Consider the following 17729-nt stretch of genomic DNA (forward strand, 5'->3'; position numbering starts at 1 on the left):
CACTCGGCCGTCATTGCCAGGGATCATGGCCTTTGAACCGTTTTAAGGAAAGAGGTCGACCGCAGGTCCGGCCTGTCTCAGCCAGCGGCAAGGCCCCCCTTTTCGCGCACGAAGCGGGCAACCTCCGCCACGCCGTCTCCGGTCTTGATATTGGTGAAGACGAAGGGCCTTTGTCCACGCATACGCTTCGAATCGCGATCCATATTGCCGAGATCGGCGCCGACCAGGGGCGCAAGGTCGGTCTTGTTGATGACGAGAAGGTCCGAGCGGGTGATGCCCGGCCCGCCCTTGGACGGGATCTTTTCGCCCGCCGCGACATCGATCACATAGATGGTGATGTCGGCCAGTTCCGGCGAGAAGGTCGCGGCGAGATTGTCGCCGCCCGATTCGATGAGGATCAGATCGAGTTCGGGAAACTTGGCCCGCATCTCGGCCACCGCCGCGAGATTGATCGAGGCGTCCTCGCGGATCGCCGTATGCGGGCAGCCGCCGGTCTCCACCCCCATGATCCGCTCAGTCGGCAAGGCCCCCGACCGCATCAGATATTCGGCGTCCCACTTGGTGTAGATGTCGTTGGTGATGGCGGCGATCTCGAACTCGCCCTTCAACATCTTGCAGAGGGCGTCCATCAGCGCCGTCTTGCCCGAGCCGACAGGGCCGCCGATTCCGACGCGCAGGGGTCCGTGAGGTGAGGCCATGGTCCAATCCTTTGTGCAGGCACGTTGTGGTCCGGCAAGCGTCACCACCTTGTCGGACTCGTGCCTCAACTCCTGAAGAGACGGGTATACTGGGTTTCGTGCCGCATGGAGGCGATATCCGACCGCAGCGCATGGCCGCCGATATCGTCGAGCGCCAGGCGCGACGCAGCCGTGGTGGTCGCGGCGACCACTGGCTCCAGGGCGGCCAGCGCCCTTTGACCGTCGGTCTGCCCGAGGGGAACAAGGCGCACCGCGGCAGAGATGAGGTTCGCCGCCACAGCGTGCAGCAAGGCATGGACGGCCGTCTCTTCGCCAATCCCGTGCGCCGCCGTCGCGGCTCCCACCGCCACCGGATAGGCAATAGCCTCCGGCCAGGAGGCACGGACGAGGGCAAGCGGAGCCGCAGGCCAGGCCGCTTCGGTGGCGGCCATGAAGGCATTGCCCTGGGCGGAGGTCTCAAGCCGCCGCTCGCGGGTCGGCTGAAAGGCGAGCGCCAGTTCGGCCACGGCCGCGAGGGCTGTGCCGTCGCCGGCGGTCACGGCGCGATGGGCATGGGCGCAGAACGTCGCGTCCGCCAGCCCTGAGCCCTCCGCGAGGACGATGCCGAGCCAGTCCACCAGGGTCTTCAGATCGGTGATGTCGCCGGTTTCGACCGCCCATTCGATGCCATGCGAATAGCTGAAGGCACCGACCGGATAGGCCGGCGACATCCAGGCGAGCAGGCGATAGAGGGCCGCGGGGGCGGCGGGAGACTCACCCATGTTTGTGGTCTTGGCCATGGGCATGCCCATGGTGGTCATGGGCGTGGTCGTGCCCGCAGCCGCAGGACTCGTCGTGCACATGGCCGGCGGTCTTGACGGCGAGCACATCCCGCGGCTTCGGGTCATGCGCATGGGCGTGCGTATGCGAATGCCCGTGGTGATGGCCGTGTCCGTGATCGTGGGAATGGCCGTGATCGTGCTTATGCGAATGACCGTGTGAGTGCCCGTGGTCATGTCCTGTCACCGTGCCATGGCCATAGGCGCCGCCTTCGGGATCGAAGGGCGCCTCGATCGGCACGACCTTCGCTCCGAGGCCGCGGACCATGTCCTCGATCACATGGTCGCGGCGGATCCTCAGCCGCGTGCCCATGATCTGGGTTGGCAGATGGCGGTTGCCGAGGTGCCAGGCAACACGAACCATGTGGTTCGGATTGGTCGTGCGGATCTCGACCAGCGGCTCGGCGGCGGCCACAACGAGGACGACACGGCCGTCCTCGAGCTGCAATCCGCAATCGGAGACGAGCGGCACCGCCTCGGCGAGGTCGAGCAGAAAAGCCGTGCCTTCGACGCCCTCCAGCACGAGCCGCCGCCGGTGGCGGTCGTCATAGTCGAGCACGACACGGTCGATGACGGCAGCCTCGGCGAAGGAACGGGGCGTGAGGACCTGGGTAGCGCGGATCATGGTGTGTCTCTTGTCCTGGACGCCTTGCAGAACCGGAAAGCGTCCTGCGAGGCGACAGCCGAGCCTCGATGGAGGCAATAGCCGAAATAGGGCCCGCTGGCGAACGTCAGAACAGGAAATAGCGCTGCGCCATCGGCAGCTCCTTCGCCGGTTCACACGTCAGCAGCTCCCCGTCCGCGCGCACCTCGTAGGTCTCGGGATGAACCTCGATATGCGGCGTCGCGCCGTTATGGATGAGGCTCTTCTTGGAAATGCCGCCGCGCACATTCTCCACCGGCAGCACGATCCGCTCGAGGCCGAGCTTCTCGTGCACGCCGCGCTCATAGGCCGCCTTGGAGACGAAGGTGACCGAAGAGGCCGTCATCGCCTTGCCGAAGGCACCGAACATCGGTCGGTAGTGCATCGGCTGCGGCGTCGGGATGGAGGCGTTGGGGTCGCCCATCGGCGCGGCGGCGATGGTGCCGCACTTGATGACCAGGGCCGGCTTCACGCCGAAGAACTTCGGCTCCCACAGGCAGAGATCGGCGAGCTTGCCGACCTCCACCGAGCCGATATGCTTCGACAACCCGTGGGCAATGGCGGGATTGATCGTCACCTTGGCGATATAGCGCTTCACCCGGAAATTGTCGGCGCCAGTGCCGACATCCTCGGGGAGGCTGCCGCGCTGGACCTTCATCTTGTGGGCCGTCTGGAAGGTGCGGATGATCACCTCGCCGATGCGCCCCATGGCCTGGCTGTCGGACGCCATGATGGACAGCGCGCCCATGTCGTGGAGGATGTCCTCCGCGGCGATGGTCTCCTTGCGGATGCGGCTCTCGGCGAAGGCGACGTCCTCGGGAATCGAGGGCGACAGGTGGTGGCAGACCATGAGCATGTCGAGATGTTCTTCGATCGTGTTCACGGTGTAGGGCATGGTCGGATTGGTCGAGGACGGCAGCACGTTTTCCACCATGGCGACCTTGATGATATCGGGCGCATGACCGCCGCCCGCGCCTTCCGTATGGAAGGCGTGGATGGTGCGGCCCTTCAGCGCCGCGATCGTGTCGTCGACGAAACCGCTCTCGTTCAGCGTGTCCGTGTGGATCATCACCTGGATGTCGTGGTCGTCGGCAACCGATAGGCAATTGTCGATCGCAGCGGGCGTCGTGCCCCAGTCCTCGTGCAGCTTCAGCGCGCAGGCCCCCGCCTCGATCTGCTCGACCAGGGCATCGGGAAGCGCCGCATTGCCCTTGCCCGCAAAGGCGAGGTTCATCGGAAAGGCTTCCGCCGCCTGCAGCATGCGGGTGATGTGCCAGGGTCCCGGAGTGCAGGTCGTCGCGGTCGTGCCGGAGGCCGGTCCCGTGCCGCCGCCAAGCATGGTGGTGAGCCCGCTCATCAGCGCGTCGTCGATCTGCTGCGGGCAGATGAAGTGGATATGGCTGTCGATGCCGCCGGCGGTGAGGATCTTGCCCTCGCCGCCGATCGCCTCGGTGCCGGGGCCGATGATGATGTTCACGTCAGGTTGCACGTCGGGATTGCCCGCCTTGCCGATGGCGGCGATGCGGCCCTCCTTCAGGCCGACATCGGCCTTCACGATGCCCCAGTGGTCGATGATCAGGACATTGGTGATGACCGTGTCGACCGCCCCTGCCCGGTTGGTCACCTGGCTCTGGCCCATCCCATCGCGGATCACCTTGCCGCCGCCGAACTTCACCTCCTCGCCATAGGTGGTGAAATCCTTCTCGACCGCGACGAAGAGCTCGGTGTCGGCGAGCCGCACCTTGTCGCCCACGGTCGGCCCGAACATGTCGGCATAGGCGCCGCGCGTCATCCTGTAGGGCATGGAATTCTCCTCGGATTGCGCTCAGAGCTTGCCCATGACCGTCTGGCGGAAGCCATAGACGGTTCGGGATCCGCGATAGGGTACAAGCGTCACCTCACGCGTCTGGCCGGGCTCGAAGCGAACGGCCGTTCCGGGCGGGATGTCGAGCCGCATGCCCCGCGCCTGTTCGCGGTCAAAGGCAAGGCCGGGATTGGTCTCGTAGAAATGGTAGTGCGAGCCGACCTGGACCGGGCGGTCACCCGTATTGGACACGGTCAGCACGATGCTGTTCAGACCCTGGTTGAGCTCGATCGTGCCTTCGGCCGGAATGATCTCGCCGGGTTTCATCGTGCAACTCCCTGACAGCCCTCAGCCTTCAAGACCCGCTTCGTCGAGGCGGGAAAGCGTGCCAGCTTGGCCGTCGGCCGGATCGGTCGACGGACGAGATCGCCGCCGCAATTCGGGCAGACACCCTTGAGGAGATCCCCGGCACATTCGGCGCAGAACGTACATTCGAACGTGCAGATCAACGCGTCCGGGGCATCGGGAGCAAGGTCCCGGTCGCAGCATTCGCAGTTCGGGCGCAGTTCCAGCATGCGACGCTCCCTGTGACGTTGGATCAGAAGAAGCGGGCGGCGAGAACCACGCCCGCCACCGCCGTCAAACCGCCGGCCGCGCGCGCTGCCAGCGGCATGCTGAACCGGGCGGCGAGAACCGTGACGGCGATGCCGCAGGCATGCAGCAGCACCGTCGCCATGGCGAAGCCACTCGCATAGGCGAGACCCGATGCATCCGCGGGGACCTCTGTGCCATGGGCGTGGCCGTGCAACAGGCCCGCAAGCGCCGCAAGTGCACAGCCCACCGCGAGGTTGGGGCTGAGAGCGAGCGCCGCCGCAAGGCCGATGACCACCACTGATGCGACGATCCCCTGTTCGACCAGGGGCATGGGGATGCCAGCCATGCCGAGGACACCGCCGAGGACCATCGCGGCGACGAAGCTCGCCGGCCAGAGCCACAGGGCCCGCCCCCCGGCGAGGCCCGCCCACAGACCGACCGCCACCATAGCGAGGAGATGATCCATGCCGCCGAGCGGATGGGCGAAACCTGAGGTGAAGGCATGGCCGTGCCCTGCCCCTGTATGGGCCTCGGCGGCGGAGGCCATGGCGACAAGCGCGGCAGCGGGAAGGACGAGGCGGAGGGAGCGCATGGTATCGGGCCTGTACTGGGTCAGCGGATGGGGTCGTGGACGGTGACCAACTTGGTGCCGTCCGGAAAGGTCGCTTCGACCTGGATGTCATGGATCATCTCGGCGATGCCATCCATGACCTGATCACGCGAGATGACATGGGCTCCCGCTTCCATCAGGTCGGCGACGGCGCGCCCGTCGCGGGCCCCTTCGACGACATAGTCGGTAATCAGGGCAATGGCTTCCGGATAGTTCAGCTTCACGCCGCGTTCCAGACGCCGTCGCGCGACCATGGCGGCCATGGAGACCAGGAGCTTGTCCTTTTCACGCGGCGAGAGATTCATCGGCCTTCCTCAGCAGGACCACACGCGCGGGACCGGCCCGCGCAGCAGCACCAGAATGTTCACCAGAGCGGTGCGGAGCGCAAATGGATCTGCCGCCAGCAGGCGCAGCGACAGGAGACCGTCAAAGGCGCTAACACCAGCCTCGACACCCTGCACATGAACCTGCTCCAGCAGAAGCCGCACCGCCTCGACCCGTTGCTCGGCATCCGGCGCGACGAGGATGAGGCTCGCGGCCGCCACCGCCCCTGCCCCGCAGGCCCTGCCCGTCAGGGCCTGCGCAACGCCGCCTTCGAACCTGAGGCCCTCCGCATAGACGAGCCGGCCGCCGCGCCTGATGCGCCAGCGATCGAAGAGATAGGCTTTTTCAACGCGTTCACCGCGGGCCAGCCGCCCGAAAACGACGCTTTCGAGCGCCAGAACGGTCGCGCCTGCATCCATGTCAACGGTCAGACTTCGCTCCAGGGCCGAGCCGTCGAAAAGGATGGCCTCCTGCGGCAACCAGGCGAGGTCGGCGCCCGCGGCGACTGTGATCGTGGTGTTAAAGCGACCGATGCCGCCGGAGGAGCGGTAGACCTTCTCGGCGGCCTGCGACGTGACCACGGCGCGTGTGGCGGGGCCGGCCGCAATATCGAGCACGAAACGATCGCCACCGGTAATGCCGCCCGCAGTGTTGATCACCACCGCCTCGAGCGCCCCGCCAGGTTCGACCCGTGGCATCCGGATACGCAGGCCGGCCTCCTGGTAGCATTCGCGGATCGCCGTGCGCCCATCACGCACGCCAAGTGCGAGACGGCCGGCACCATAGGTCCGCTGCATTCGCGCACCGGCGGAACGCCAGGCGAATTGTCCTGAAGTCGACGTATCGGCGACATTCGCCAGCATCTGCAAATGGTCCTCGCGAAGCGCGATTTTGGTCACCGCTCCCTGGCGTCGCAAGCACAGAAATTGTGCAGAACCGGACAAGGCACGGCCAAAAGGAAGGCCTGCAAGAATCAAGCGGCACCCGCATGATCGCGCCGGGAACCTGCCGCCGGTTACCGCGTATTAACCTTCGCCGGGAACAATGAACAAGTACCGTGCATCGAATCGCGTGTGGACTGGTTTCCTGACGAAAAGCGTCGCTGCTTTTCGGGTGGGAGAGACCTGGAGACGACCTTGATGCAGAATCTTCCGCCCCTAGCCGCAGAACCCGGCCGCCGCGCCGACGACATCGATCCGATGATCGCCAGTCTCGGACGCCGCGGGGACCTGTCGGATGCGGAGGCTTTCGCGATCCTGCGCAAACGTTTTCCCGAAACTGCCCTTTGCGAGCGGGTCGCCGCGATCGCCAACTGGCGTCGCGGCTGAAGATCCCCCTCAGGGTGCGGGCGAATCCGTTTCGACCGCGGGCGCGGGTGTGGTCTTGGCTTCCTCCATCGCCATCTTGCGGGCCTGCAAGGCCACGATCGGCAGCGAGACCAGATAGGCGAGCGAGCCGACCGCCAGCACTTCCCATGGATAGCTGAAGAGCAGCGCAACGAAGGCTATCGCGGCGACTAAGATCGGCAGAACGCTTTCTCGCGGCACGCGCGCACCGATTTTTTTACCAGAAAACACCGGCACTTTCGACACCATGAGCAGGGCGATGACGACCGTATAGGCAGTGGTCACGAGAGGCGGGCTGAGGAGGTTCGGCAGGCCGCTGCGCTCCAGGTAAATCGGCAGCAGCAGCAGAACCGCGCCGGCCGGGATGGGAACGCCCGTGAAGAAATTCCCCATCCAGGCGGGCTGGTTCGGGTCATCGACCTGAACGTTGAACCGCGCGAGCCTCAGGGCGCCGCAGATTGAAAAGACGAGGACGGCGATCCAGCCGATCGGTCCCGCATTGTTCATGCCCCAGAGGTAGAGGATGAGGGCTGGCCCGGCGCCGAAGCTGACGAAATCCGCCAAGCTGTCCAGTTCAGCACCGAACTTGGACGTCCCCTTCAGCAGCCTGGCGATGCGCCCGTCCATCGAATCCAGTATCGCCGCCAGCAGGACGAGATAGACGGCAATGTCGAACTTGCCCTCCAGGGCCATCCGGATCGCGCTCAGCCCAGCGCAGAGCGCCAGGAGCGTGATGAGGTTTGGGATAAGAAGGCGCATCGGCACCGGCCGGAACCGCCGCCGGGGCGGTTCGTTGCGATCCGGCGTGAAGGGCTGAAAAAGCGAAGACATGGCTCGAACCTAGCCTGAATTGGAGGGCGAGTCAGCCGATCCGGACGGTGCGCTGCGGTTCATCCGACGCCATGTCGGCCAGCACGGTCTCACCGGCGACGGCGCGCTGACCCTCTGCGACGAGCGGCTGGGCCCCCTCCGGGAAATAGACATCAACCCGCGAACCGAAGCGAATCATGCCGAAACGCTCCCCAGCGGCGAGCGGCTGACCCTCGCCGACCCACCAGACAATACGGCGCGCGATCAGCCCGGCAATCTGCACGACGCCGAAGGCACCGTAGCTGTTGCGGATGACAAGGCCGTTGCGCTCGTTGTCCTCGGAGGCCTTGTCGAGATCGGCATTGACGAACTTGCCCGGTCGATAGGCCATCTTCTCGATGGTTCCGCCGATCGGCGCGCGGTTCACATGGCAGTCGAAGACCGACATGAAGATCGAGACGCGAAGCATCGGACTGGTGCCGAGGCCGAGCTCGACCGGCGGCGTCACCCGGGAGATCAGCGAGATGCGTCCGTCAGCCGGCGATATGACGAGCCCATCGCGGGAAGGCGTCACCCGGACGGGATCACGAAAGAAAAAGATCACCCAGACCGTCAGGACCAGCATCGGCCAGGCCAGCCAGGCGCCCCACCACAGCAGCAACAGAGTGCCGACACCTGCGATGGCAATGAAGGGATAGCCTTCACGATGAACCGGAACAAGAACGGTGGTCCGGATGCTGTCGACGATCGACATAGATTCTCCCCGCAAGGTTCCCGCATCGCGTCGCGCCGAAAGGCACAAGAGCGGCGCCCGGTAAGCCCGCTCCGTCAGGAAGCGGGAGCCGTGGCCTCGCCGTCGCCGTCACCGTCGTTTTCCCGCTTTTCAGCCGCCCGCTTCTTTTCCATACGGGCAACGATGAGGATGCCGACCTCGTAGAGCCCGATGAGCGGAATGGCCAGCGACAATTGGCTGATGACGTCAGGCGGCGTGAGGACGGCGGCGAGGACGAAGGCGATCACGATGAAGTAGCGTCGCTTGCCGCGCAGGAAATCGCTATCGACGACGCCGATCTGACCGAGCAACGCAATGATGACTGGCAACTGGAAGGAGATGCCGAAGGCGAAGATCAGCGTCATGATCAGGCTGAGGTAATCCTCGACACGACCCAGATACTGGATTGCCGTCGCCGTATCGCTCGGGGCCTGCTGCATGCCGAGCGAGAACAGCATCAGGGCCCGCATCACGAAGACGAGGACGAAGATGCCACCGGCGAAGAAGCAGACGGGTGTCCAGATCAGATAGGGGCGAAACGCGGCCTTCTCGTGGGTGTAGAGCCCCGGCGCGACAAACTTATACAGCTGGATAGCGATGATCGGAAAGGCGAGGAAAGCACCGCCGAACATGCCGATCTTCAACTGCGTGAAGAAATATTCGAGCGGCGCCGTGTAGATCAGGCGCACTTCCGCACGCGGAATGCTCAGATAGTCGGCGGCCCACTCATAGGGCAGCACGAGAATCTGGAAGATCTGCTTGGAGAAGGCGAAGGAGAAGATGAAGCAGACCAGGAAACCGGCCATCGCCTTGATCAGGCGCGACCGCAATTCGATCAGATGCTCCATCAACGGGGCTTTCGACGCCTCGATGGCATCCTCATCCGCCTTCAGCTTGTCCTCGTGGGCAGGAGCGGACGTCATGCCTTGGTCTCTCCGGGGCGCTTGGCCGTCTCGGTGACGTTGTCGGCCGGCGACGCACTGACGCCTTGCCCGGCAGGCGCCGCAGGAGCCGTCGATGCCGGCTGCTCACTGACGGGCGCGGCTGAGGGAGACGGCATTGCGGCCATGAAGCCCGATGGCGGATCGACCGGAGCCGCGCCGAGAGCCGGCGTCGATACAGGCGATGTGAAAGCCGTTGGCGGCTCGATAGGTGCCGGCTTGAAAGCGTTCTGGATGGCAGCCGGATCCGCGGTGTAGGTCGGTGGCGCCGGAACCGCTTGGGCGAGCGGATCAGGCGCCGGCGGGCCGACGGTCCCGGGAGCCGGCTGCCCCTTGATATCGTCCACAGCGGACTTGATCTGGTCGCGGGCGTAGTCGATCGGGTTGAACGTTGCCGTGGGCGTGGAATTGACGGCGTCGGTCACGCTGTTGATCGAGGACTTCACCTTGTCGACCTCGGCCTCCTGAAGGGCCTGGTTGAACTGGTACTGGAAGTCCGAAGCCATGCGCCGCAGCTTGGCCAGAGCCTGCCCCATGCCCCGTAGGACTCCGGGCAGCTCTTTCGGGCCGATGACGATCAGCGCGACAATGCCAATCAGTGCAATTTCGCCCCAGCTCAGATCGAACATGGCAATTCACCGTCCACACGCATGCGCGGGCCTAGGAGGTAAGCGGGCCCGGCGCCGCGAAGACCTGGCGCCTCAGCCGACCTTGGGAGCCGTGGCGGGTGCCTGCTCGGACGCGGTGGCAGCGGGCGCGGGCGCAACGGGAGGAGCCGCGGCAGGGGCCGGCGCCGGCTGATGATCGATGGTCGATGCGGGAGGTGCCGGCGGCGTCTCCGGCTTGTCCTCCTCGGACAGGCCCTTCTTGAAGGCCTTGATGCCCTTGGCGGCATCGCCCATGAATTCCGAGATCTTGCCGCGGCCGAACAGCAGCAGCACCACGATGGCAACGACAATCCAGTGCCAGGCGCTAAACGTACCCATGACCTACTCCTTGACCGTTTGGTTCCGGCGTCCCGAGGCGGATCTGCCGAAGCGATTGTTTCATGCGGCCCTGGAACGACCGTTGGATTGGGAAACTATGCGGCGGGTGCGGCAAAAACAAGAACCTCGGACGCGGTAACGTCAACACCGACATCGCGACCCGGGATCAGCCCCTCGGCGGAACGCACCCGCGCCTTCAGCGGAGCGTCCACTCCCTGCACAACGATCTCCAAAAGCTCGACTTCTCCGAGGAATCGCCGCGAGATCAGCCGTCCCGGCACGCACATGCCGGCTGGCTTCGGCAAGATCGATTGCGGACGGATAGCCGCCACCGCCTGGGAGCCGTCGGCGAGGCCGGGCGCGGCAAAATAGCCCACCGGCGTGATCAGACGTCCGCCCTTCACGATGCCGGGCACCTCGTTGACGTCAGAGAAGAACCGCGCCGTGTCGAGATCGGCGGGCGCCTGGTAGAGGTCGCGGGGCGCACCGATCTGGGCAATCCGCCCCTCGCGCAGAAGCACGATCCGATCCGCCATCCGCATGGCTTCTTCCGGATCATGGGTCACGACGATGCAAGTCGCGCGGGTCTCGCGCATCACGGCGAGGGTTTCGTCGCGGATCGCATCGCGCAGGCGGCTGTCGAGTCCCGAAAAGGGCTCGTCCATCAACAGGATGCTCGGCCGGGGCGCGATCGCTCGCGCCAGGGCTACGCGCTGCTGTTCGCCACCCGAGAGCGTATGGGGATAGTCGAGCGCATGATCGGCGAGACCGACGCGGCTGAGTGCAAGGCGGGCCGCACGCTCCGCATCCGCCTTCGGCAGCGCTTTGAGGCCGAACATCACGTTGGCGAGATTGCTGAGGTGCGGGAACAAGGCGAAATCCTGGAAGACAAGGCCAATGCCGCGCCGCTCGGGCGGCAAGAACGTCGACCGGCCAGCAACCTCCCGGCGATCGATCAGCACGCGCCCGGCCAACGGCCGCTCGATCCCCGAAGCGATCCGCAGGAGTGTCGTCTTGCCGCAGCCGGAGGGACCGAGCAGGCAGAGCACCTCTCCCGGAGCGACAACAAGCGATATGCCAGCGAGCGCCCGCACCGACCCATAGCCATGGACGACATCCTCGAACGTGAGCGACGAGGCGATCGACGTCCCGGCCGTGCCGCGCCGTCCCCAGCCCGACACCGTATCCATCAATGTGCGGTTCACGGCGCCCCCCGCTCAGACAGCGGCGTCAGCCCGAGGTCGAGTTCACCGCCGTCGTCCGGCTCCTCGTCGTCACGCAGCGTGAGGTCGTCATTGGGGATGGGAATGCGGAAACCGGGCGGCAGCCGTCCGTCCAGCATACCGGCCGCCTTCAGGTCGTCGAGGCCGGGGAGATCGCCGATCGCTTCGAGGCCGAAATGGTCGAGAAAGGCCGGCGTCGTGCCGAAAGTGACAGGGCGACCGGGAACCTTGCGGCGCCCGCGGATGCGCAGCCAGCCCGTTTCCATCAGCAGGTCGATCGTCCCCTTGGCCACGGTGACGCCACGGATTTCCTCGATCTCCGCCCGGGTCACGGGCTGGTGATAGGCGACAATCGCGAGAGTCTCGAGGGCCGCGCGTGACAGCTTGCGCTCCTCCGTCGTCTCCCGGTGGAGAAGGAAGCTGAGATCCTCCGCCGTGCGGAAGGCCCACTTGCCCGCGACCTTCACGAGATTGACGCCCCGCGGTGCGTAGAACGCCTGGAGGGTGATGAGGAGCGAACGCAGGTCGGCGCCGCGCGGCAGGCGCTCGGCAAGGGCGGCCTCGTCAAGCGGCTGGGCTGCGGCAAAGAGCAATGCCTCGACGATCCGCAATTGATCGACCGGACCGTCGGCCATGCCGACCGGCGCGCCGAGCCGCAGTTGAGCCGGATCGTCCATGTTGCGCTCATCGACCATGCGCGGCTTCTATCATGTCTCCGGCGGGTTGGAAGCCGGCTCTCCCCTGCGCTTTCGCATGAAGAGTGGGCCGAGTGGTCGGTCCTGGTGCAGTTCGAGCACGCCTTCGCGAACCAGTTCCAGGGTGGAGGCAAAGCTGGAGGCCAGGACAGTTGCTCGCTTGGCGTCGCTGACGAGGTAGTCGATGAGGAACGTGTCGAGCGCGGTCCAGTCGGTCGCGGCGCCGACCAGCCGCTCGAGAATTTCGCGCGCCTCGGCCAGCGACAATACGGAGCGGTGCTCCATGGTCACGTGGGAGAGCGCCGACTTCTCGCGCTGCTGCGCATAGGCGGTCAGGAGATCATAGAGACTGGCTTCCCAGCGGCGCCCGGCCAGGGCGACGATCGGTTCGGGTTCGCCACGCCCGAAGACGTCTCGGCCGAGCCGGTGCCGGGTCATCAGCCGTCCCGCGGCATCGCGCATGGCCTGCAGGCGCTGGAGCCGGAAGGCCAGCACCTCCGCCAGTTCCGGCCCTGAGGGTTCGTCACCCTTGGCGGGCTCAGGGATCAGCAGGCGGGACTTCAGATAGGCGAGCCAGGCAGCCATGACGAGGTAGTCGGCGGCGAGTTCCAGCCGCAGTTTCCGCGCCTCCTCGATGAAACCAAGATACTGGTCGGCCAGGGCCAGGATGGAAATCTTCGCCAGATCCACCTTCTGGGTGCGGGCAAGCGCCAGCAGCATGTCCAGCGGGCCCTCGAATCCATCGAGATCGACCACGAAGGCCGGCTCGGCGGTGCCGCGATCGACCGGCGTCTCGAAGGGCAGCACATTGCTGCTGAAGGGGATGGTCGTGCGGGCCATGGGAATTCCGATCCGCGGGACCAGGCCGGTCCGCATGGACCGATCATACGCTCAGCGCATGGCCGGCGGCAAAGCCTGAGGACGATGGTTCCGTCTGTTGGCGCGCCAACATGTCCTGGAACAGTGCGAGCGCCTCGACCTGATCCAGCGGTTCCGGCAGGTGCCGGATGCGGCCAAGGGCGGCCTCGGCCCGTCGGCGGGCCCGGCCGGCGAGCCCGCGCGCCTCGCTGGCCACTGCCATCATCTCGTCAAGCTTGCCGTTGCAGTGGAGAACGACGTCGCATCCCGCCGCATAGGAATGGCGCGCGCGCGCGCGAAGCGTCCCTTCGAGCGCGTTCATCGACAGGTCATCGGTGATAACGAGACCGTCATAGCCGATGGCACCACGGATGACGGATTGCATCACCCGCCGCGACGTTGTCGCCGGACGGCGCGGATCGATCGCGGTGTAGACCACATGGGCCGTCATCGCGAGCGGCATGTCGGTCAGGGTCCTGAACGGCAGGAAGTCATCGTCCAGCGCCTCGCGCGGCGCATCGACGACGGGGAGCGCGGCGTGGCTGTCGGCCCCTGCCCTGCCGTGACCTGGAATATGCTTGACCACCGGCAGGACGCCGCCGGCGAGCAGGCCCTCGGCCATGGCGCGCCCCAGCGCTGCAACCTCGGCCGGAACCAGCGAAAAGGCCCTGTCACCGATGACATCATGGGCACCCGCCACCGGCACGTCGAGCACGGGGGCGCAGTCGACAGTGATGCCGAGGCTGAGGAGATCATGGGCCATCAGCCGCCCGGCGAGCCGCGCCATGGCCCGGCCGAGCAGCGGATCATTGGCGGCAAGACCGGCAAAGATCCGCGCCGGCGGATATTTGGGCCAGAACGGCGGCGAGAGCCGTTGCACTCTCCCGCCTTCCTGATCGATCAGGACAGGCGCGTCGGCGCGCCCGACGGCGGCGCGAAAATCACCGACAAGGCGGCGGATCTGATCAGGCTCGGCGCAATTTCGCCGGAACAGGATCAGGCCCCAGGGATCAATGTCGCGAAAGAAGGCCGCCTCATCCACCGAAAGGACGGTGCCGGCACAGCCGAGGATCAGAGCCTTCTGGGCCATGGCCTTGCGGCGGCGATCAGTTGAGGACGCAGGATCCGCCGGCAGCCTTCAGCCGCTGACAGAGCCCCTGGGCCTCGTCGCGGGAGAACGGACCGACCCGGAGTCGATGCCAGGTGCCGCGACCAGGAATTTCCGCGGTGCGGACATTCGGCGTCTGACCCTGCAGCATCGGAAAGCGCCGGACTGCCGACGTGAAGGCCGAACGGGCCTCCTGCTCCGACTGGTGCGATGAGATCTGCACGAAGGTCCCGCCGCCGGAGGTGGAGCCGGTGGAGACCGAAGCCGTCCGCTGCGGTCCGAGATCGAGGGGCTGCACCTGGTTCGTCTGGCGGGCAGGTGCGCGGCTGGGCTCGACCGAGGTCGTGGCGGCCGGCTCGGCCCGTGCAACGCGCACCGTCTGCACCGGACGCGGTGCCGGCACCGGCGAGGAACGGGAGTCGGCGTCCGCGAGCGCGGGAGCCGCAGCCGGAACCACGGACAGGGCCTGCTGCGGCGCGACGGGGGCGACAGGCCGCGGCGGCGGCGCGCTCGGCGTCATGATGGTGCCGTCAGGTCCGACCTGAACCGTTCGTACCCGGCGCGGTTCTTCGGCAACGCGCGCCTGGATCGGAGCGGCCGCCGACGGCGCGGCGGCTGGTGCGGCAACCGGGATAGCATTGACATGGCGCACGACGGGCTGCCCGGGATCGGTGACAGCGCCGGAAGAGGCCGCAGGTGCCGGAAAGAGCGGAATGACGCGCGCTGGCGTCGGCGGATCCTGAACCTGGGCGGCCTGTTCGCGCACGCTGACAGGGCGCTCCTCGCGCGTCAGGACGCGCTCGGCACCGTCAGTGCGAACCGCCGCGGGTTTCGCCTCCTGCGCCTGCGGCGCAGCAATGCGCACCGGGGCGGTATCGGCGCGCACGACGCGGGCCTCTCCGACCGGGGAACCGGAACCCACCATGCCGCGATAAGCGTAGACGCCCCCGCTACCGATCAACGCAAGTGCAAGGACCGTGGCAACGGCGGTGACACCGGCACGGCGCCGGCGCGGCGGCGCATCATCGGGATAGGCATAGACATCGTCGGCGACGGCCGCGGAGGCCGCCTGCGGTGGCGCATAGACGTCGGCATCGCGACGCTGATGGCCCCGCATGGCATAGGCAGCACCTGCTGCTCCGGCCAAACCAGCGGCGCCGGCAGCCACATAGCCCCCCATATTGGCGTCGCGAAGGCGTTCCCCTTCGCCGAAGGAGCGCTCGAACTCCGCGGCGAGCCGCCGCTCGAGATCATCTGCTGCTGCAGCCTCGCCCGGCCATGCCTCGTGCGAACCGCGCAATGCGTCAATGGCCGCGCCATCGTCGTATCCGGTGACGGCAGCGGCCTCCCGGTGCTTGGCGAGCTCCGCCTCAAGGTCTTCCCAGTCGATGCCCGGCGCGTCCGAAGCAGGCGCACGCAGCGGCATAGCGGGAATGGCAATCTCGCCATCGGCGACGTCGGACGCGCCAAAGTCAGGATCGGCCACCGTATCCCGTGTGCGGGCCACCGTCTTCAGCAGGTCGGCATAGCCGTCGTCCTGCCCGATGATCCGCGCGAGATCCGCCAACGGATCGCTGACAGGCTGATCAGACAGGGCCGGCCCGGACTCGCGAGCCTCGCGGTCGTAAGAATCGTAATCGCGATAGCTACGCACACTGTTCTCGTTGGCCATGGGCCCCGCCATCGGTGGGCGCCGCAAACGACTACGCGCGGCGCGATCAACGCATTTCTTCGACAGCCTCGACGCCGAGGATCGCGAGTCCCGATCTGAGAACGGTCACGATACCCTGGACCAGCGCAAGGCGCGCCGTCGTTATTTGTCGATCATTTTCCATAATGAAGCGTAAATGCGGCGAATCTTTCCCTCGATTCCACTGGGAATGGAGGTCGGACGCAAGCTCGTAAAGGTAAAATGCGACGCGGTGTGGCTCATGGGCCTGGGCTGCGGCTTCGATCAGCCGCGGATACTGCGCGAGGCGCTGGACGATGGCGAGTTCGCCAGGGTCGTCCAGCCGGTAGAGCGGCGCCGCGGCCAGCGCCGGTGCAGAAAGATCGAGATCGGCCATCGCGGCCATTGCGTTGCGCAGGATCGAGCGGCCGCGCGCATGGGCGTACTGGACGTAGAAGACCGGGTTGTCCTTGGACTGCTCCCTCACCTTGGCAAGGTCGAAGTCCAGCGTGGCGTCGTTCTTGCGGTAAAGCATCATGAATCGGACGGCATCCCGTCCGACCTCGTCGACCACCTCCCGCAGCGTGACGAAATCGCCCGAACGCTTCGACATGCGCACCGGCTCGCCGTCGCGGAACAGCCGAACGAGTTGAACCAGCTTGACGTCCAGGGCGGCGCGCCCGCCGCTGATTGCTTTCAGCGCCGCCTGCATCCGCTTGACATAGCCGCCATGGTCGGCGCCCCAGACGTCGATCTGTTCAAGGAAGCCGCGATCGGCCTTGTCCTTGTGATAGGCGATGTCGGAAGCGAAATAGGTATAGGTCCCGTCCGACTTCATCAGCGGACGGTCGACGTCGTCGCCGAAGGCGGTCGAGCGAAACAGCGTCTGCTCGCGCTCTTCCCACTCGTCGTCATCCGCACCCTTGGGCCGCTCCAGCACGCCCTCGTAGATCTGCCCGTCGGCCCGCAGGCTCTCGATGGCGGCGCGCACCTTGTCCACCGGGACTTGCAGTGAACGCTCGGAGAAGAACACGGCATGACGGACATTGAGGGCGGCAAGGTCGCCACGGATCTCGTCCATCATGGCGGCGATCGCCGCGTCCCGGCAGATGGGCAGCCATTCGGCCTCGGGAACATGCATCAGGCGGTCGCCGTGGCGCGCCTTCAGCGCCTCTCCGACAGGCTTCAGATAGTCGCCGGGATAGAGGCCTTCGGGGATGCTGATGGTCTCGCCGAGGGCCTCGCGATAGCGCAGATGGGCCGAGCGACCGAGGATCTGCACCTGCGCGCCGGCATCGTTGATGTAATATTCGCGGGTGACGTCAAAACCGGCGGCGTCGAGCAGATTGGCCAGCGCGTCGCCGAACACGGCGCCGCGGCAATGGCCGACATGCATCGGGCCGGTCGGGTTGGCCGAGACATATTCGACATTGACTTTGGTGCCCTTGCCGAGGGTCGCGCGTCCGAAAGCCTCGCCTGTCTCGACGGCCGACTTGAGCACGCGCGGCCAGACCGATGCCTTGACCGTCAGGTTGATGAAGCCCGGGCCGGCAATGTCAACGCGGGCGACGTCGGCGACCGCGGCGAGTCGCGTGGCGATCTTCTCCGCCAGGTCGCGCGGCTTCAGGCCCGCCTCCTTCGACAGAACCATGGCGGCATTGGTGGCGAGATCGCCATGGGTCGGATCACGCGGCGCCTCCACCACGATCCGGTCGAGGGCGGCCTCCGACAGGACGATGCCCTCGGAGGCGAGGCTGGCGACGGCCGTGCGCACGTGCTGGGTGAAAAGAGCGAAGATGTTCATGCCGATACCTGACCAGAAGCGGTCGC

General features: G+C 66.2%; 21 protein-coding genes. 1 reads left to right on the forward strand and 20 read right to left on the reverse strand.

The features are described 5' to 3' along the window. Nucleotides 1-77: 77 nt before the first annotated feature. From ureG to Q0C57_RS06085, 9 genes are all read right to left on the reverse strand, one after another. Nucleotides 78-698 carry an urease accessory protein UreG gene (ureG, locus tag Q0C57_RS06045; protein ID WP_296573529.1) on the reverse strand — a complete coding sequence of 207 codons (621 nt, stop codon included), beginning with the start codon at nt 696-698 and terminating at the stop codon, nt 78-80. A 65-nt stretch (nt 699-763) separates the two neighbouring features. Then, nucleotides 764-1459 carry an urease accessory protein UreF gene (locus tag Q0C57_RS06050; RefSeq protein WP_296573531.1) on the reverse strand — a complete coding sequence of 232 codons (696 nt, stop codon included), beginning with the start codon at nt 1457-1459 and terminating at the stop codon, nt 764-766. Continuing rightward, a complete protein-coding gene (locus Q0C57_RS06055) occupies nt 1452-2141 on the reverse strand; it encodes an urease accessory protein UreE (protein ID WP_296573534.1) in 690 nt (229 codons plus the stop codon). The genes Q0C57_RS06050 and Q0C57_RS06055 overlap by 8 nt, the downstream gene beginning before the upstream one ends. A gap of 106 nt (nt 2142-2247) precedes the next feature. Next, nucleotides 2248-3963 (reverse strand): urease subunit alpha, encoded by a 1716-nt coding sequence (ureC, locus tag Q0C57_RS06060; protein WP_296573536.1) that lies wholly within the window; start codon nt 3961-3963, stop codon nt 2248-2250. 21 nt (nt 3964-3984) lie between these two features. Beyond that, a complete protein-coding gene (locus tag Q0C57_RS06065; protein ID WP_296573539.1) occupies nt 3985-4290 on the reverse strand; it encodes an urease subunit beta in 306 nt (101 codons plus the stop codon). Continuing rightward, a complete protein-coding gene (locus Q0C57_RS06070) occupies nt 4287-4538 on the reverse strand; it encodes a DUF1272 domain-containing protein (RefSeq protein WP_296573542.1) in 252 nt (83 codons plus the stop codon). Before Q0C57_RS06070 ends, Q0C57_RS06065 begins: the two co-directional genes overlap by 4 nt. Before the next feature lie 23 nt (nt 4539-4561). Then, a complete protein-coding gene (locus Q0C57_RS06075; protein WP_296573545.1) occupies nt 4562-5149 on the reverse strand; it encodes a HupE/UreJ family protein in 588 nt (195 codons plus the stop codon). A 20-nt stretch (nt 5150-5169) separates the two neighbouring features. After that, nucleotides 5170-5472: an urease subunit gamma gene (locus tag Q0C57_RS06080; RefSeq protein WP_296573547.1), complete on the reverse strand. Its 303-nt coding sequence runs from the start codon at nt 5470-5472 to the stop codon at nt 5170-5172. A 9-nt stretch (nt 5473-5481) separates the two neighbouring features. Beyond that, nucleotides 5482-6468: an urease accessory protein UreD gene (locus Q0C57_RS06085; RefSeq protein ID WP_296573550.1), complete on the reverse strand. Its 987-nt coding sequence runs from the start codon at nt 6466-6468 to the stop codon at nt 5482-5484. Nucleotides 6469-6690: 222 nt separating this feature from the next. On the opposite strand from Q0C57_RS06085, the gene Q0C57_RS06090 reads away from it, so the two are divergent. Next, nucleotides 6691-6819 (forward strand): hypothetical protein, encoded by a 129-nt coding sequence (locus Q0C57_RS06090; RefSeq protein ID WP_296573553.1) that lies wholly within the window; start codon nt 6691-6693, stop codon nt 6817-6819. Nucleotides 6820-6828: 9 nt separating this feature from the next. On the opposite strand, the gene pssA is transcribed toward Q0C57_RS06090, so the two are convergent. From pssA to argS, 11 genes are all read right to left on the reverse strand, one after another. Continuing rightward, entirely contained in the window at nt 6829-7668 is an 840-nt protein-coding gene (gene pssA, locus Q0C57_RS06095) for a CDP-diacylglycerol--serine O-phosphatidyltransferase (protein WP_296573555.1), read from the reverse strand. Between the two features lie 31 nt (nt 7669-7699). Next, nucleotides 7700-8416 (reverse strand): phosphatidylserine decarboxylase, encoded by a 717-nt coding sequence (locus tag Q0C57_RS06100; protein WP_296573557.1) that lies wholly within the window; start codon nt 8414-8416, stop codon nt 7700-7702. Nucleotides 8417-8475: 59 nt separating this feature from the next. After that, entirely contained in the window at nt 8476-9342 is an 867-nt protein-coding gene (gene tatC / locus Q0C57_RS06105) for a twin-arginine translocase subunit TatC (RefSeq protein WP_296573560.1), read from the reverse strand. After that, entirely contained in the window at nt 9339-9989 is a 651-nt protein-coding gene (gene tatB / locus Q0C57_RS06110; protein WP_296573564.1) for a Sec-independent protein translocase protein TatB, read from the reverse strand. Before tatB ends, tatC begins: the two co-directional genes overlap by 4 nt. A gap of 72 nt (nt 9990-10061) precedes the next feature. Then, on the reverse strand, nt 10062-10346 hold the full coding sequence (locus Q0C57_RS06115) for a twin-arginine translocase TatA/TatE family subunit (RefSeq protein ID WP_296573567.1): 285 nt from the start codon (nt 10344-10346) through the stop codon (nt 10062-10064). A gap of 95 nt (nt 10347-10441) precedes the next feature. After that, nucleotides 10442-11536: an ABC transporter ATP-binding protein gene (locus Q0C57_RS06120; protein WP_296573768.1), complete on the reverse strand. Its 1095-nt coding sequence runs from the start codon at nt 11534-11536 to the stop codon at nt 10442-10444. Nucleotides 11537-11547: 11 nt separating this feature from the next. Next, nucleotides 11548-12264 (reverse strand): SMC-Scp complex subunit ScpB, encoded by a 717-nt coding sequence (scpB, locus tag Q0C57_RS06125; RefSeq protein ID WP_296573573.1) that lies wholly within the window; start codon nt 12262-12264, stop codon nt 11548-11550. A gap of 12 nt (nt 12265-12276) precedes the next feature. Next, nucleotides 12277-13104 (reverse strand): ScpA family protein, encoded by an 828-nt coding sequence (locus Q0C57_RS06130; protein WP_296573575.1) that lies wholly within the window; start codon nt 13102-13104, stop codon nt 12277-12279. 43 nt (nt 13105-13147) lie between these two features. Next, nucleotides 13148-14212, reverse strand: a complete 1065-nt coding sequence (gene nagZ, locus Q0C57_RS06135; protein ID WP_296573577.1) for a beta-N-acetylhexosaminidase — start codon at nt 14210-14212, stop codon at nt 13148-13150. Nucleotides 14213-14228: 16 nt separating this feature from the next. Next, entirely contained in the window at nt 14229-15884 is a 1656-nt protein-coding gene (locus Q0C57_RS06140) for an SPOR domain-containing protein (RefSeq protein WP_296573580.1), read from the reverse strand. Nucleotides 15885-15948: 64 nt separating this feature from the next. Next, entirely contained in the window at nt 15949-17703 is a 1755-nt protein-coding gene (gene argS / locus Q0C57_RS06145) for an arginine--tRNA ligase (RefSeq protein WP_296573583.1), read from the reverse strand. Between the last annotated feature and the right edge of the window lie 26 nt (nt 17704-17729).

The sequence above is a fragment of the Phreatobacter sp. genome, from assembly GCF_022843985.1.
In the GTDB taxonomy this organism is placed as follows: Bacteria; Pseudomonadota; Alphaproteobacteria; order Rhizobiales; family Phreatobacteraceae; genus Phreatobacter.